Origin of the sequence: Lentzea indica (assembly GCF_012184385.1) — a bacterium.
Lineage (GTDB): Bacteria > Actinomycetota > Actinomycetes > Mycobacteriales > Pseudonocardiaceae > Lentzea > Lentzea indica.
On the sequence record NZ_VSRL01000209.1, the window covers coordinates 1 to 15,679 of the forward strand.

At 68.8% G+C, this 15,679-nt stretch carries 15 protein-coding genes; 3 read left to right on the plus strand and 12 right to left on the minus strand.

The window, feature by feature from the left end; all coding sequences use genetic code 11:
• The 7 genes from FXN61_RS50320 to FXN61_RS37075 form a co-directional block, all read right to left on the minus strand.
• A partial coding sequence (locus FXN61_RS50320; RefSeq protein ID WP_223165765.1) for a hypothetical protein occupies positions 1–626 on the minus strand: 626 nt, incomplete at its 3' end.
• A 231-nt stretch (positions 627–857) separates the two neighbouring features.
• Complete coding sequence (locus FXN61_RS37050; protein WP_167978599.1) at positions 858–1,667, minus strand: RNA polymerase sigma factor; 810 nt, start codon at positions 1,665–1,667, stop codon at positions 858–860.
• A gap of 233 nt (positions 1,668–1,900) precedes the next feature.
• On the minus strand, positions 1,901–2,284 hold the full coding sequence (locus FXN61_RS37055; protein WP_167978600.1) for a hypothetical protein: 384 nt from the start codon (positions 2,282–2,284) through the stop codon (positions 1,901–1,903).
• Between the two features lie 18 nt (positions 2,285–2,302).
• The gene (locus FXN61_RS37060) at positions 2,303–2,698 is read right to left on the minus strand and encodes a 6-carboxytetrahydropterin synthase (protein ID WP_167978601.1); all 396 of its coding nucleotides are present in this window, start codon (positions 2,696–2,698) and stop codon (positions 2,303–2,305) included.
• Between the two features lie 9 nt (positions 2,699–2,707).
• Positions 2,708–2,962, minus strand: a complete 255-nt coding sequence (locus FXN61_RS37065; protein WP_188135891.1) for a hypothetical protein — start codon at positions 2,960–2,962, stop codon at positions 2,708–2,710.
• Between the two features lie 264 nt (positions 2,963–3,226).
• Positions 3,227–3,916, minus strand: coding sequence for a response regulator transcription factor (locus FXN61_RS37070; protein ID WP_167978602.1), 690 nt, complete (start codon positions 3,914–3,916; stop codon positions 3,227–3,229).
• Positions 3,917–3,918: 2 nt separating this feature from the next.
• Positions 3,919–4,347, minus strand: a complete 429-nt coding sequence (locus tag FXN61_RS37075) for a hypothetical protein (protein ID WP_167978603.1) — start codon at positions 4,345–4,347, stop codon at positions 3,919–3,921.
• 291 nt (positions 4,348–4,638) lie between these two features.
• Between FXN61_RS37075 and FXN61_RS37080 the strand changes: the two genes are divergently transcribed.
• Positions 4,639–5,064, plus strand: a complete 426-nt coding sequence (locus FXN61_RS37080; protein WP_167978604.1) for a response regulator — start codon at positions 4,639–4,641, stop codon at positions 5,062–5,064.
• Between the two features lie 11 nt (positions 5,065–5,075).
• On the opposite strand, the gene FXN61_RS37085 is transcribed toward FXN61_RS37080, so the two are convergent.
• Entirely contained in the window at positions 5,076–10,565 is a 5,490-nt protein-coding gene (locus tag FXN61_RS37085) for a DUF7927 domain-containing protein (protein ID WP_167978605.1), read from the minus strand.
• A 187-nt stretch (positions 10,566–10,752) separates the two neighbouring features.
• Here FXN61_RS37085 and FXN61_RS37090 point away from each other — a divergent pair, with 187 nt between their 5' ends.
• On the plus strand, positions 10,753–11,232 hold the full coding sequence (locus FXN61_RS37090) for a hypothetical protein (protein ID WP_167978606.1): 480 nt from the start codon (positions 10,753–10,755) through the stop codon (positions 11,230–11,232).
• Complete coding sequence (locus FXN61_RS37095) at positions 11,229–12,467, plus strand: lipopolysaccharide biosynthesis protein (protein ID WP_167978607.1); 1,239 nt, start codon at positions 11,229–11,231, stop codon at positions 12,465–12,467. Before FXN61_RS37090 ends, FXN61_RS37095 begins: the two co-directional genes overlap by 4 nt.
• On the opposite strand, the gene FXN61_RS37100 is transcribed toward FXN61_RS37095, so the two are convergent.
• The 4 genes from FXN61_RS37100 to wzy all read right to left on the minus strand — a co-directional run.
• Positions 12,432–13,046, minus strand: a complete 615-nt coding sequence (locus FXN61_RS37100) for a NeuD/PglB/VioB family sugar acetyltransferase (RefSeq protein ID WP_167978608.1) — start codon at positions 13,044–13,046, stop codon at positions 12,432–12,434. The two genes, FXN61_RS37095 and FXN61_RS37100, sit on opposite strands and share 36 nt — an antisense overlap.
• Positions 13,043–13,633 carry a sugar transferase gene (locus tag FXN61_RS37105; RefSeq protein WP_167978609.1) on the minus strand — a complete coding sequence of 197 codons (591 nt, stop codon included), beginning with the start codon at positions 13,631–13,633 and terminating at the stop codon, positions 13,043–13,045. The genes FXN61_RS37100 and FXN61_RS37105 overlap by 4 nt, the downstream gene beginning before the upstream one ends.
• Positions 13,630–14,832, minus strand: coding sequence for a DegT/DnrJ/EryC1/StrS family aminotransferase (locus FXN61_RS37110; protein ID WP_223165766.1), 1,203 nt, complete (start codon positions 14,830–14,832; stop codon positions 13,630–13,632). The genes FXN61_RS37105 and FXN61_RS37110 overlap by 4 nt, the downstream gene beginning before the upstream one ends.
• Positions 14,829–15,679 (minus strand): O-antigen polysaccharide polymerase Wzy (gene wzy, locus FXN61_RS37115; RefSeq protein ID WP_223165767.1); only part of this gene is annotated, 851 nt, incomplete at its 5' end. The genes wzy and FXN61_RS37110, both read right to left, overlap by 4 nt.

The window sequence follows — 15,679 nt, forward strand, 5'->3', positions numbered from 1 at the left end:
GGCCGCGTCAGCCGCGTCGGCGTCGGTGTCGGCGCAGACGGCGTCTGCAGCGTCCGCGTCGCGCTCGTGCCGGATGCGGCGTTCGCGTCGACACCGACACCAACGCCCACGGCGGCATCGACACCCACGCCCACACCGACACCAACGCCGACGCCAACACCAACGCCGGCACCGACACCGACACCGACACCGACGGCAGCATCGACGCCGGCGCCAACGCCCACACCGACTCCAGCGGCCAGTGCAAGGTCGACATCCGCGGCAGCGGCGACCGCAACATCAACGTCAGCGGCAGCGGCGACCGCGACGTCAACGTCAGCGGCAACGTCGGCGGCAACGTCGGCAGCAGCGGCGGCGATGACGTCGACGTCGGCGTCCGTGCCGGCCGCGTTCACGATCGTGTCGTCATCGGGGGTCGAGGTGGCCGTCACGACGTCGTCTTCGGGGGTGCCCGTCATCGTCCCGCCAGGACCCTGCGGCGTCTCCGCGATCACCGGCGCTTCCTGCGGAACGGGTGCCATGTGGTTTTCCTGCACCTGCGCGTTGGCAGTCCCGAACCCGTTCGCGAGAACCGCGGCACTTGCCGCGGCAGCCGCGATGAGCCCCTTGTACAGCTTCTTCTGCATTCCGTTTCCCTTGTTTCACATTCTCGGAACGAGGTCGACAGCCTCGTGACTCGACGGGGGATGCGCGCACAACAACACCGCAGTACAAATTCACGTCGAAACCGCGGCAGCGGCGCAGCAGAACACTAGCCACGAAGAAAGACGGAAACCAAGTCGGATCATCAATTATGGGGATGCGCGAACCCGGTTTTGGGGATGCCCGACCTGAATCAGACCACTGCCGGGGGTGCGCTACGCGCCAAAGGAATCGACCAACCGCATGTTCGGCGCCTCGGACACCGCGACCGTCAACGGCGCCGACCGACGCACCTGCGTCAACAGTTCAGACACTTCGCGTGCCGCGCTGGTGCATCGGCTGCAGGTGGCGATGTGCCGCTGGACGCGGATCCGCAGTCCCTGTCCGAGCCGGCCGCACAGCCACGCGGCGAGGTTGCTCGTGGACAACCTGCACTCCGCCACGACCGTCGACTTGACGTGCATCTGCAGGTAGGCGACCCGGAGTCCCTCGCGTGCCCGGAAAGCGAGCGCGGCCAGCGCATTCGGATGGATGCCGAGCATGCCTGCCACCGTCGAGGTGGGCCTCTTCTCGATCTCCAGCAGGATCAGCACGGTCCGCCACCGGTCGGGCAGGCTTTCCAGCGCCCGCAGAGCCAGGTCCGCGTCCAGCTTTTCTATCAGCGGATCCCGCTCGACGGCGGGCACCACCTGCTCGGAGAGGTCGGCTTGGCGATCGACCAGACGATCGACCGCGAGCTGCTTGTAGAAAGTCGTGCGCACCGTCGTCAGCAGGTAGGCGCGGAACGTGGCCGGCCCGCCACCGGACACGATCCGGTTGAGCACCTTGGTGAAGGCCTCCGCGACGAGATCGTCCGCTCCCTGCGACGTCCCCAGCAGCCGGCACGCGAAGCCGTGCGCACTGGCGTGGTACCTGCGGTACAACTCGCCGAAGGCATCCCGGTCGCCGGCCCGGACGGCTTGCAGGAGAGACGAGTCTGAAGTGCAGGCACCCTGATCGCCGCAGCTGTCGAGATTCTCGGCCATCTCACCTGCCCCTTGTTCTGCGATCAAGACTGACAATGCGCGAGACAAAGCTACAACCAGACCTGACGGAGTGCAGCACACGAGTCGCCATTCTGATGCCAATTCCCCTCGGCCGGCGTGCAACGGTGACCCAACCGGACGAAGTCGGCAGACCTGTCATGCGCAACCACCCCCAATTGGATGATAATAGATACTCAATCATGTTCATTTGGTTCACAATCGGACATGAACGTTCAACTCTTATCATTGATCACGAACATCGACGACGTCGGGCGGAGCAACTTCGGCGCCATCGGGTCATCGGGGTGCGGCAACGCGTGCAGCTCATCGATGGCGTCGCTCAGCGTGCCGGTGTACTCCCACAGGACACCCGACACCGGCGAGCACCGTGGACCGCGGTAGTCCTCGTTCCGCAAGCGGGCCACTGTCACGTCGTCCATCGCGCGCACAGTGATCGTCTCAGTCACGATCCGTCGCTCGCGAGTGCCGCAAATGCAGTGGACACCCAGCAGGCACACCGGCAGGAAGATCCAACCGGTGCCAACCCGTGCCATCGAGGCCAGCTTCGCCAGATCGGGGTGGCTGCGAACGGCTTCGAGATACTCAGGACTGATCACAACGGCACCGCCTCCGTGTCATCGATGGCTGGTGCCGTGGCCCTTGGACACCAGGTACCTGCCCCGCGACGTCCGTCCGGCCGACACAGAGACGCCGTGCAGCGTCTCGACCACGTATCCGGTGAGGTGGCAGCGGCACCAGCCGGCCAGATGACCGGCGAGCCTCGCCGGCGTCGGATCGCCCACCAGCACATCGTTGAGATGACGGCCTTCCAGCTCGCTTGTCACGTACCGGCGCAGCGGCTCGAGGGCCGCGGTCTCGGCCGGCGCGTCGGTGGGCAGCAGGCCGGCCGCGTGCAGGACGACCTCCACCGACCACTGGTGCATGTGCACGCCGTGGCAAGGATGAGTCGGACGCAGGCCTGGGATCTCGTGTGTGGCGACGAAGGTGTAGTGCTCGACGATCTCGTACATGTCCCCGCTTCACGAGCGTCGTGCGAATGGATCCGCCGCGGCGTACAACCGGCTTCCCTGGCCCGCCAGCTGGTCGGCGGCATCCCTGAGCGCCGCACGCAGGCGACCGACCTGCAACGGTGACAGGTAGACGGGTCCGAAAGACGCTCCCTCCACCGCAACGCATCCGCGGTCGAGCCGGACCACCACGTTCGCCTGCCGCCGCTCGTCGACCCCGCCCTCGGAGGTGGACGACGCCGGACGTCGGCGCCACCCCAGCCTCATCAACATCGACAACCGTGGCCATTTCGGAAAGTGGTGGTGCCTCATCAACAGCTCCTCGTCGATCGACCGGGAACGTGCACGGAGGACCGTGGTGGCGAGGAAGGAGAGAAACTCGCCACCACGGCCGCGGGGGCAACGGCGTGACGACCGGTGAAACCCGAAGAACCGGCCGCAACGGGGCATGTCCGTCGCCGTGAATGTGGACCTCGGGGCCACGACCTCATTACGGCCGCGTCACTTGAGTCACCCGGAGGGGTTTCCGCCTCAGCGGGACAGCAAGGACATCTCGAAAGCCTTCGCGACGGCATGTGCCCGGTCGCGTGCCTCAAGCTTGCGCAGGACGTGATTCACGTGCGTCCGGACGGTCTCCGCGCCGATGCCGAGGCAGCCGGCGATCTCCACGGCGGTCCGCCCCTTCGCAACCTGCTGCAGCACTTCGAGCTCCCGGCGCGACAACGGCTTGCCGCCGAAGACGACCGAGGACAGTCGCACGGGACCGAAACAGCCGCGCAGCTGCGGATCGATGAAGTCGCCGAGATCGACACCGAGCCTGATCGCCGTCACCAGGCGGTCGGAGTCCGCCTCGATCGGCACCAGCGACCGAGCCCCGTGCAGACGTGCCCGAGCCATCGCCTCGGCGCTTCTCGCCTCCGGACCGATGAGCACGACGACGATCATGCCGTTGAACAGACGTGTCAACAGCTCACACAGCTTCCAACCGGGATCGCCGCCGGACGTGATCAGGACCGCGTCCGGCGCTCCTCGATCGCACATCTCGACAGCGGCGGGCGCGCCGCTCGCCCCGCCGATCCAGGTGAGACTCGGGTCGGCGGCGACGACGGTCTGGACGCCGCTGCGGAGCAACGGCACCGAGTCGACGAGCGCGACACGGAGCTGTCTGTCACGGTTCTGCCGGCAGGTGCCGAGCCTGGCCTCGGCCAATGACTGTGTCATGTTCACCCGCAACGCACCGGTCGGCCGGGCCGGGATTCCTCGCGCCCGTCCCGATTCGCCGCGGATCGTCCAGGTAGGACACCCACCGACATGCTGGCAGCGGGCGGTTCCTTCGATGCCCGCGGCACCGTATCGCGCACTGTGTCACAAGACTGGACGTCCAAAGACTCGCTGACCGTCCGCTGCGGCGCGGCGACCGCCGGCTGTTCGGCGGGTGAGGCTGTCACGACCGCGTCCGATGCGGCCGCCGCGGCCGTCTCGGGTTCGAACCCCTCCGGACGCGGTGGAATCGCCACCGTCGTCACGACCACGGTGTGCGGCTCGTCGCCGCCGGCGTTCTCGATCACGTTGGCGACCGCGCCGGGCGCCTTGGTGACGGAGTCGAACAACGCCCCGGCCAGTATCGCGAGCGGTACGAGAAGAGCACCCACGAGCCCCCTCTTCGTGCAGTCACCACATCGGGAGCGCACCTCCTTCTTCGGTCGCACCAATCGATGTTTGCCCGCTGCCTTCCGGCGCGACATGCCGACTCCTTCACCGTGTGACTCACCGCGCGTTGATCAACGCACAACGTGTGATGACCTTGGTGAGCGCGCCGCTTACGCGGGCGGACAGGAGTTCACCGAAGCGGGCGAACTTCGATGGACACGCGTAAGCGACCCACAAAGCCGGTGTCTACCAACTTCGTTGCCGCGTAAGGCTGTCGTAGGAGGAGACCAGTCGTGATCAGTACCATGCCGGCCCGTGTGTTGCGCGTCGCGGTGATCAGCCCCGCGTCGTCGCTGGAGCGAGGCGTCGCCCCGATCATCCGGGAGAGCCGGGAACTGACGTGGATCGGCGCGGCGTCCGACAGCGACTCCGCGATCCACCTGTGCCGGACGGACGAACCCGACGTGTTGCTGGTCGACTCGGCGAGCGACCCGCGGTGGGATCTGTCGCTGTTGTTGACGTCGATGTTCCCGGACTTGGTGATCGTGGCGCTGCTGCGCAGGAACACCCGCAACACCGTGGCCGCGGCCTGGGCGCGGTTGCACGGTGTCCGCGGCCTCGTCGGACTCAACGCGAACGGCGAGGCGCTGCTCACCACGATCCGCACGACTGTCAACATCGGACTGTTCGTGCACCCGGACGCCATCAGCTCCAACTGACGCACCGTGCGTCATTCCGCCCGGCGGCGGCGAGCGGCGAACACGAGCAATCCTCCCGTGAGGAGCAACGCGAAGCCGACACCGCAGAGCGACCTGAGGTCCACGCCGGTCGCGGCGAGCTCGTCGACGGGAAACGGCGCGCAGGCCTCGGTGGTCAGCGCGATCCCGTCGACGGTCACCGTCGCCTCGTCCCGCAGGCCACTGTCGTCCTCTCCCGCAGCCGGTGCGCAGTTCGGCGCGTCGCCGTCCGCCTCATCGGGCACGACACGCGCGGTGACGACGTAGCTGTGGCCGGCGCCCGACGCGAGAGACACGCCGCGAGCGATCCAGAAGTCGGAGCGGCCGTTCCAGCCCGGGTTCGTGGGAGCCACACCAGGACTCATCCGCACCACCAGGCCGGTCACCTCCGTCCCGTTCCTGAGGTGAAGGCGGTCGTCCAGGTCGTAGATGACGGGTGCGGCGCCGTGGTTGACCACGGTGATCCGGTAGTCCACGACGACGTCACCGTCGGGCCCGGCCTTCGGCGAGCCGGGCAGCACCTCCCTGGTGATCGTCACTCCTGGGAACGGGGCGCACGCACTGGCCGACTTCGTGACGCCGTCGACCACCACCGCCGCGGTGTTCAGCGCACCGGTGCCCTCCTCGTCGGGGTCGAGCACGCAGTCGAACGACTCGGCACGCGCGTGGGCGGGAGGTGCCGCGACGACCTTCACGGCGTAGACATGCCGTTCTCCCGCCGCCAGCGGAACGTCCGTGCGCACGACGGGCTGGAGCGCACCGTTCCACTCCGGCGCGCCTTCGATCAAGGCGGAGCGGACCGTGGTGCCCACGCCGTACCTCAGTGTGTCGTGGAGGCTGTAGGTGGCCGATGCCGCACCCTCGTTGGCGACGGTGATCAGGTAGCTGATCTCGTGGTAGCCGTCGGCGAGCCGAGTTGTGCGGACGACTTCCTTCGCCACCGAGACACCGGCGAGCGCACCACACGCCACCGCCTGCTCTGTGACGCCGTTGGTGAACATCGTCGCGACGTTGCGGAGGCCGGTCGTGCTCTCCCCCAGGTCTACGACGCAGTCCATCGCTTTGCCGGTGGCCTTCGATGTCAGCGCCACCGTGACGCGGTACACATGGGTGTCACCGCCATCGATCCGCGCACCTGAAATCAGGCCGCCGGCACCGTCCCACCGGCTGTCCGGGACCGGAGCGTCGTCGACCGCGCTCGCCGCGGCCTTGCCGACTTCGACGCCGGATCCGAACCGAAGGTCGTCGGACAGGTCGTAGTGGCCCGCTCCGGCACCGAGGTTGGTCACCGCGATCTCGTACACCGCGGTGTGGGCACCGTCCTCGTGCGGAGTGAGCCCGATCATCGTCTGCTTGATCGACAAGACGGGAGCCTCCGCGCACGCCGAAGCCGCGCGGGGCATGCCGTGGCTCGTCGCGATGGCGCGCCCGGCGAACCCGGATCCGGTCTCCCCGTCATCGACCAGGCAGTCTGTGGTGGTGCTGGTCGCGTACACGACGTTGACCACGTACACGACCGTCAGCAGATAGGTGTCACGCTCGCCGGCACCGATGGCGACGCCGTTCGCGATCTTCTGCTCATCGGCGCCGTTCCAGTCGGGATTCGCTGTCGTGGTCGCCGAGACGACGCTGATGCCGTTGCCAGGCAGGAGTTCTTCGGTCAGGTCGTAGGTCGTCGGCTCGGCGCCGGAGTTCTGCACGTCGATCTGGTAAACGACGGTGAACGTGGCGTCACCGTTCGCCTTCGGCGAGCCGGGCAACACCGTTTTCGTGATCGAGACATGTGCGAAGGCGGCACACGCGGTGGCGCCCTCCACAACGCCGTTGCTCGTGACCTTGGCGGTGTTGCGCGCACCGGTTCCGCTCTCGCCCGAGTCCAGCGAGCAGTCCAGTGCGCCAGGAGCCGGGTCGTCCGGCGGCGCGACGACCACGGTCGTCGTGTAGGCGTGGCTCGAGTTGCCTTCAATGGTCACGTTCCCCGCGACAAGGGCGTCGTTCGTGCCGTCCCACCCCGTGCTCGGCCCCGCGGCGGGAGGGGTGACGACATCCGCGCTGATCAGCTCCACGCCGGCGCCGTGCTCCAGGGAGTCAGCCAGGTCGTAGTGGCCGGTACCCGCGCCGCCGTTCGTCACGATGATCTCGTACGTGATCGTGTAGGTGCCGTCGCCGTTCGGCACGGCGGCGGTCACGCCCTTGGTGATGGAGATCGCCGGCGGCGCGGTGCACGCCACGGCCTGCTGTGCCCGGCCGTTCTGCGACAGGGTGGCGATGGCGCGGAAACCCGTTCCTGTCTCACCGGGCTCGAGGTCGCAGTTCGCGGCCGCACCAGTGGTGACGTCCGGATCGGGAGTGACCACCACGGTGATCCGGTAGACGTGCGTGACGCCGCCACCGATTGCGACCGCGCTCACGAGAACGGTGTCCGCCCTTCCGTCCCACGAGAGCTTGACCGGCAGAGAACCCGGCGAGGTGTTCATCGCCGCGGCGGACTCGACCGCGACACCCTTGCCGAACCACAGCTGGTCGGCGAGGTCGTAGACGGCCGGACCCGCACCGCGGTTGCCTACGGTGATGTCGTAGATCTGCGTGAAGGTGCCGTCCTCACCAGGGACCGGAGTGCCGACGGCCTGCTTGCCCACGACGAGGTTCGGTGCCTCGGCACACGCGTCCACCTGCTGAGCCCGGCCGTTGCCGGTCAGCGTCGCGATGCCGGAGAGACCGGTCCCGCTCTCGCCTTCCGTCACCGTGCAGTCCGTCGCGCGCGCGGTCGTGAAGTGGGCGGACCGGGCGTCCGACACAATGTCCACAGTGGACAGAGGGATCGTGGAAGCAGCTTCGTCCCACACGGGATCCACGGAGCCCGGTGCGGTGTTCTCCGAGGTGCCGTCCCCGTTGGGCTTCGGTGACTCCTCCTGCACCGCCTTGCTGAGCCGGGGAATCGGCTCGCACGCGGTGGCACCGCGGGTTCCGCCGGTGCCGGTCACGGTGGCCGTGCTCTGGAAGCCCGTGCCGGTTTCCCCCGCGTCCAGCGAACAGTCGGTCGCGGCACCCGTTGCGGTCGCACCCGGTGTCGCGGTCACGGTCAGCCGGTAGGTGTGGCTCACACCGGGAGCGATGATCACACCGGTCACCACCGACGTCTCGCCGACGCCGTCCCAGCCGACGGTGGACCCGCTCAGGTCGAGCGCGCTCGTCGCGTTCACCATGACGCCCGCGCCGAACCGGAGCGTGTCGCTGAGGTCGTAGGTGGACGGAGCCGAGCCACCGCCGGTGACCGTGACGTCGTGGACGAGCGTGAAGGAACCGTCCGGGTTCGGTGTCGTGGCGACGACCTTCGTGCTCACCGACACGCCGCTGGACAGCAACTCCACCTCGCACACGGCGCAGGTCAGTGCCAAATCGGGCGGTCCGGTAGCGGTGTCGCGAAGAGCCCCGTTCCCGGTGCCCGGATCGGCCACGGCGACCGGGTAGGTCACCGACGCGGTCTGGCCGACGCCCAGCGGGCCGGTCCACGTCAGCACGGGCGAGTCGAAGTCGATGACGCCCGCGGACACGGTCACGTCGTCCGCGGAGAGCTTCGCGTCGTCGAGAACGTCGGTGAGGTCGTCGGAGAAGCTCGCCGGATCGCTTGCGGTGAAAGGAACCTCACCGTCGTTGGTCACCGTGACCGTGTAGAGGACGGTCTCTCCCGGCTTGAACCCGGCCCGGTCGGCGGTCTTCACGATCTTCAGGCTCGGCACGTGCACGACGGTCGCGCAGGCCGGATTCACCGGCGCCGCGGCACAGTCGGTGCCCGGAGTCTCCGACGTGACGGCGTTGACGAGCCTCCTGTCCCCGACGTCCGGCTGGTTCACCCGCACCGAGTACGTGATCGTCGCCTTTTCTCCCGGCGCCAGCGGACCCGACCACGACACCACCGGCGAGGCGAAGGACGCCGTGCCGGAGGTCGCCACCGGCAGGCCCTCCACCTTCGCGTCGTCGAGAACCCCGGAGAGGTCGTCGGTCAGCTCGACCTGGTCGGTGGCGGTGAGGGCGTGGCCGACCGTGTTCTCAACGGTGATCGTGTACGTGACGACGTCACCCTGCCGCGCGGTCGGCCTGCTCGCCGTCCTGGCGATCCGGATGTCCCGGTCCTGCACCCGGACCGTGTGTGTGACCAAGACCGGGACGTAAGTCCAGTCCTCGATCGCCCGCAGGTCACCCCACGCTCCGTGGACGCCGTCGTCGGCGTTGGCACCGGCGACGCTGCCACAGGTGCCCAGATCCCAGCCGTGCACGCCACCCGCGCTGCCGGTGCCCGCGCGTCCGTCGGTGATCGGAGTGGTGCCGCACCGGTCGGGGTCGGGCTTCGGGAAGGCGGTGTCGTTCCACTGGAGGGTGGTCCTGCCGTGGGGAGGACCGTTGAGCCGGAGCACGTCGATGCCACCGCCGCGCAGCTCGACGTCGGCGTTGATGAAGTGGATCTCGGCGACCCTGTCGACGACGACCTCGAACGAGAATGCCTGTCCGACGGGAATGGCGGCGCCGCTGCCGTCGAGTCCGTCGAACGGCACCGCGACGGCGCCGGCGTCCGCGGTGATCGGGAGACTCCGGTCGACCGGGTCGGTGTGATCACCGTCGTCGTTGACGTCGACGTGCACCGTGAGCGGACCGCTGTAGCCGCTCAGGTCGAAGGAGAGCGTGCCCGCGCGGACACTCGGTGCCGAAGGCGTGAACGTGCCTCCGGTGATCACCGGAGTCGCGGGTGCCGGCGGCCTGATCCAGTCCGTCACACCGTTCCAGCGCGTCGCGGCAGGCGGGAGGTCCGACGCAGGAGACTCGAAGAAGAGCTTGAACGTGCCGCCGCACGCACCCGCTGCCGGCCGCAGCGTGGCGCTGCTCTGGTAGGCGGGCGTGCAGGTGCCGTTCTGCACGATGCCGAAGCTGTCAGCCTCGAACGTGGAGTCGATGCCGTGGTAGCCGCGATAGGTGGCGAGGTAGGTGTAGCCGAACTCGCTCTGGTACCAGAAGGAGATGTCCACCGGGGGTGTTGACGGATCCTGGTTCATCGCGAACCGCTCGGACCACACACGCCCCGGCACGTCGGTGGCGCCTCGCTGCACGGTGACGCTCCAGCTGTACCTGTCCCTCCCGCAGATCCCGGTGGGAGGACAGGCCGACATGGTCACTTCCACCGCCCAGATTCCGGCGACCGGGGCGGTGAGAGCGGACCACGCACACGCGCTGCCCTCGGGATCGCCGTCGGAGATCGTGCAGCTGACGTCGGCTCCCGAGGGCCGGCGCACCGCGACGATGAGATCTTCCGCGAGGCTGCCGGCGGCATCGTCGTCCTTGACGAACGACACGTCGAGGTTCTCGCCAGGATTGAGGTAGGCGAAGAACGTCTGTGGCGATCGCAGGCGCGTGTCAGCCAGGCCGGCCGGCCTTTCCGCCTGCTGAGCCGGGTGGGCGAGCGACGCGGTGAGTGCGGTGCCGAGAAGCACGGCTACAGCACAGACTCCAGCCAGTCTCGTCCAACAGGACATCAGTACTTCCTCCAGTGATCACACCTCGGTTCTTCTGAATGCAGACCCCGGAGAGAAAGCGGATGACGCGTAAAAACCCTTTCTCACGAGTTCGTGTGAAAAAGCGCTGATGACCTGGTCCGATGAGGCGAGAATGCCCCATGTGATGGCGAATCCAACGGAGTTGGCGGGCACGTTCGTGGTCGCGGTGGGCGAACGGCAACGCACGCCTTTCCTGGTCTTCTACAGCGATGAACGCGACTACGAGCTGCGCCTCGACCTGAGCACGCACTGGCGGGTGCGGTTCGACGGCACGGAGGCGTGCGCATTCCTGGGCGAGGACTACCGATGGCGGCTCGGCGTGTCCGGTCGGGACAGACGTGTCAGGCCGCATCACCTGGAAGTGCTGTCACGGCTGAGCGGAATGACAGTGGACGAGGCACGCAGGGACAGCGACCATGCGTTGCGGATCGCTTTCTCCGACCACCTCGCGGCCAAGACCCACCTCACCGTCACCGACGAACGGCGGTGGGCGGCGGACACGCCGTGGCACCTGGTCCGCTGTCTCGACTCGTCGGTGGAGGTCGCGTGGCGGCTGTGCGCACTCGACACCGCCGTACCCACAGGACGTCACGCCGCGCGATGACACGACTCGGGCAGCTGATGACGATGTCCGGCACCAGCGCCGCACAGCTCGCCTGCAATGCGGGCGCCGCGCTCGTCGCAACCCGTGTCCTGGGCCCGGATGAGCGCGGGATCATGGTGCTCGGCATGACGATCGGCAGCCTCTGCGCGTTGATCGGCGGAGTGGGCACCGGATCAGCGTTCCGCCGGCAGATCTGCCTCGCAGGCGGTGACCGGTCCGCGCTGGTGTCCGCGTTCGCGCGGTGTTCCGCCGCGGGAGCGCTGTCAGCGGCGCTGCTGGGCGTGGCGGGAACCGCCGCTTCCGCCCCGCTCATCGACACCGCGCTGGCCAGACCGCCGTTTCTCCTCGCGGTCGGGTGCTACACCGCTGGACAGATGGTCGCCGGCCAGGTCGTCGACGCGTGGTTCGCCGACGGCCGGTTCCACCGCGGAGGGGTGGCGGCGGCGGTGACGAGCGCGGGCGGACTCACCGGTGTGCTGCTGGCCTCGGGCGCCGAAAGCGCAACGACCCTCTTTCTCGCTCAGGCAGGCGGTGTCGCCGTGATGACGGTGGCCGAAATCGCGGCGTTGCGCCGTGGTGGGCTGCTGAGCTGGACGCCGGTCTGCGGCAATGCCGTCACCGGGTTGCTGCGCCTCGGTGCGCCGACGCTCGGACTGTCCATCGGGCTCGTCGTCGTGCTGCGCGCGGACCGGTACGTCATCGGGCTCACGGCGGGCACCGCGGCGGTCGGCGTCTACTCGCTCGCGGCCACTCTCGGCGAGATCCCCCGGATGCTCCCGGCCGCACTCGGTCAGATGTGCCTGCGGGACATCTCTCTCGGCCGGGGAGCGCCCAACCTGGTCAGAACGACCTTGCTCGCGGTCGCGACGACCGCCGTCGGAGGCCTGCTCGTAGGGCTCGCGGCGTGGCTGCTCGTGGTTCCGCTCTTCGGGCCGGAGTTCGGCGGCGCCCGTGAGCTGCTGGTGGTGCTCGTCGCCGCGGAGGTGTGCTTCGCGCCGTTCGTGGTGGCGAGCCGCGGACTGATCGGCGGTGGGTGGACCACGGCGGCAGGCGTCCTCGGCGCAGCGGGCGCGGCCGGCGCGATCGGTGTCTACGGTGTCACCGGCTCGCTGGGCGGTGCCATCGGAGTCGCGGTGGGTTCGGTTGTCCTGTACGGAGGACTGTCCATCGCGGCGTGGACGTTGCTGCGGCGACGCGTCTCAGCGCCGGGGATTGAGCAGCTGCGCGGCCGGTGACCCGACGACCACCGTCCCCGGGATCACGTCGCGAGTCACCACCGCCCCCGCGCCGACCGAGGCTCCCGCGCCGACAGTGCGGCCCTGGAGCACGACAGCGCCCGATCCCACCACGACCCCGGTCTCGAGCAGCACGTTCCCGGCCACGTTGGCTCCTGGCAGCACGGTCACGTAGTCCTCCAGCTCGGTGTCGTGCCCCACTGTGGCGTTGTAGTGCACCTGGCAGTGAACGCCGATCTTGGCACCGCTCGAGATCGTCGTGTTGGCGTGCACGATGAGGCCGTCTCCCGCGAGCGTGCACGGACCGATCACCGCGCTCGGGTGGATCAGTTTGCCCGCCCGCAGACCGAGCTCGTCGAGCAGCCGGGACACTTTCACGCGTGCGTCCGCGTCCGCGATCGCGACGACGTACAGCGCCCCCGCGGCCGCCTCTTCCGGCAGGCACACGACATGCCCTCGCACGAGCTGACCGGCCGCGACGTCGTCCACGAACGCGGTGACCTCGTGCCCGAGAGCGACGCAGATGTCCAGCGCCTCCCGGCCCGCACCACCGGCGCCGGCGATGTAGAAATCCGTCATCTCGCCTCCTCCGCTTCCGGAAACCTGGGGTTGACCCCACCGGCTCCGGTGATCCCGCGCGGCCGCAGCAGCTGTCCGATGGTGCGCAGGATGATCAACAGGTCGAGCCGCCGGCTTCGGTTCTCCAGGTACCACAGGTCGAGTTCGATGCGTTCGGGCCAGCTCAAGGCGTTGCGCCCGGACACCTGGGCCCATCCGGTGAGGCCGGGCCGGACCGAGAGCCGTTCTCGCTGGCGCGGACTGTAGTGGTGCACCTGTTCCGGCAGCGTCGGCCGGGGGCCGATGATGCTCATCTCACCGCGCAGGACGTTCACCAGCTGCGGCAGTTCGTCCAGGCTCGTGCGGCGCAACATCGAGCCCAGCTCGGTCTCACGCTCCCGATCGGGCTGTCCTGGCCATTGTGGCGGTCGCATGGTGCGGAACTTGACGATGGAGAACTCCGCGCCTTGCAGTCCGCTGCGCCGTTGCCGGAACAGCACGGGCGCGCCGAGCCGCCAGCGGACCAGCGCGGCCACCACTGCGAGCACCGGCGCGAGCATCGCGAGCCCGACCGACGCGATCACGATGTCCACCATCCGCCGGGTCATGCCGTGGCCACCCGGAGAACCTTGGTGAGCGCGGCGGCGGTGTCCTCCACGTCGGCCTTGGACAACGTCGGGTGGACGAGGAGCACCAGCGAGGTGCGACCGAGACGCGCGGCGACGGGCAGTTCCTCGGGTATGCCGGGCACCGTGGCGAACGCCCGTTCGCGGTAGATCTCACTGCATCCGCCGTGCAGACACGGAACGCCTTCGGCGCGGACGGCGTCGACCACGAGGTCCCTGGTCCAGCCCGGCGCCAGTCGTTCGGGCCTCAGACGGGCGACGAACTTGTAGTACGCGTGCTCCACACGGGCGGGCGGCAGGGAGATCTCGACGGCCGGCTCGGTGGCCAACGCCTCCAGCAGGATCGCGGCGTTGGCCCTGCGTTGCGCCACCCAGCCGTCGAGACGGCGGAGGTGGTTGCGCCCGATCGCCGCCTGCACCTCCGTCATGCGCGCGTTGGTGCCGAAACTGTCGTGCAGCCACCGGAAGCCGGGCGGGTGCGGGGAATGCACGGCTGTCCAGCTCTTGCCGTGATCCTTCATCTCCCAGCAGCGCCGCCACAGCGACTCGTCGGACGTGGTGACCGCTCCACCCTCGCCCGCCGTGGTGAGGATCTTGTCTTGGCAGAACGACCAGGCGGCGATGTCTCCGATGCCGCCGACTGGCCGTCCGCTGTGGACAGCCCCGTGCGCCTGGGCGCAGTCCTCGACCACACGCAGATCGTGCTTGCGCGCGAGTTCCAGGACAGGGTCGATGTCGGCGGGATGCCCGGCGAGGTGGACGACGATGACCGCCCTCGTGCGGCCGGTGATCGCCACGGCGACAGTGCTCGCGGTGAGGCACCCGCTGGCCGGGTCCACGTCGACGATCACGGGACACGCCCCGACCGCGACCACCGCGCTCGCGGTCGCGATGAACGTGGCCGCGGGAACGATGACCTCGTCACCGCGACCGACGCCAAGGGCCCGCAGCGCCAGTTCCAGCGCGACAGTGCCGTTGGTGACGGCGACCGCGTGGTCCGTGCCGACGGCGGCGGCGAACTCGGTCTCGAAGGCCCTGCCGTGAACGCCGGTCCAGTAGTTGACCCGGCCGGAGGCCAGTACCGTCGCCGCCGTTTCCAGGTCCTCGTCGTCGAAGTACGGCCACGACGGCATCGGGGTCGTGCGCACCGGCGCGCCGCCGTGGACGGCCAGCTCGCTCACCGGACCCTCACCCTGGTGAGTGCGACGAGCAGCAACCCGAACCCGATCTGCACGGGGACCGGCGCGAAACTGTTGCGCACCTGGATCAGCAACGGCAGCAGCACCACGCCGAGCACCGCGTCGGACCGCCACTCGAGCCGCGCCAGCAGTGCACCGAGTGCCGCCATGAACAGCACCACGCCGAGTGTGCCGAAGTTGTGGAACGCCTCAGCCACAGGAGAGCCTCCGATCTGTCCGACCCGGTTCGCGATCTCGACGTTGAACAACCTGTCGTCGTAGGCGGGCGGCCCGCCGTGCCAGCCGAGGAACGACTCGAGGAACCGCACCGGCACGGCGACGAAGGTCGCCCCGACGCGCAAGGGCTCGTCCCAGCCGAGCACGACCACCACGGGACGCAGCGAGAAGCCCATCTCCGCGATGGCGTCCAGCGGTGCGCTCAGCCACAACGACGGGGACAGCGACGTCAGGCCACCGATCCGGGTCTGCCGTACCACGCCGGCGAGCAGCAGCACCGCGACAGCACCCACGAAAGTCCACAGAGGACGGATGCGGTGCCGCCTCGCCTCGACCACCGCCATGGCCACCAACGGGAAGAGCGCTTCTCCTCGAGTCCCGAGCAGAAGCGCGATCACCGCGTAAAGCCCGAATCCGACCCAGCCGGCGATCCGCGCGTGCCCACCCGCCGACACCGCCAGCACCGCGCCCGTCCCGAAGCACAAGGTGCCGAACGCCAGCGCGGTGTCGGACCCGTTCATCTCCACGAACGCGTTGTAACCACCCGAGAGGAGGTCGGTCCCCGCCGGCGCGCACCAGAGCGACGACGAAGATCCCGAGCCCCACCACTTGG

Coding starts and splice junctions, on each gene's coding strand:
- FXN61_RS37050 (WP_167978599.1), bottom strand. CDS start 1,667: ATGGCCGAGAATCTCGACAGCTGCGGCGATCAGGGTGCCTGCACTTCA.
- FXN61_RS37060 (WP_167978601.1), bottom strand. CDS start 2,698: ATGTACGAGATCGTCGAGCACTACACCTTCGTCGCCACACACGAGATC.
- FXN61_RS37065 (WP_188135891.1), bottom strand. CDS start 2,962: ATGAGGCTGGGGTGGCGCCGACGTCCGGCGTCGTCCACCTCCGAGGGC.
- FXN61_RS37070 (WP_167978602.1), bottom strand. CDS start 3,916: ATGACACAGTCATTGGCCGAGGCCAGGCTCGGCACCTGCCGGCAGAAC.
- FXN61_RS37090 (WP_167978606.1), top strand. CDS start 10,753: ATGGCGAATCCAACGGAGTTGGCGGGCACGTTCGTGGTCGCGGTGGGC.
- FXN61_RS37095 (WP_167978607.1), top strand. CDS start 11,229: ATGACACGACTCGGGCAGCTGATGACGATGTCCGGCACCAGCGCCGCA.
- FXN61_RS37100 (WP_167978608.1), bottom strand. CDS start 13,046: ATGACGGATTTCTACATCGCCGGCGCCGGTGGTGCGGGCCGGGAGGCG.
- FXN61_RS37105 (WP_167978609.1), bottom strand. CDS start 13,633: ATGACCCGGCGGATGGTGGACATCGTGATCGCGTCGGTCGGGCTCGCG.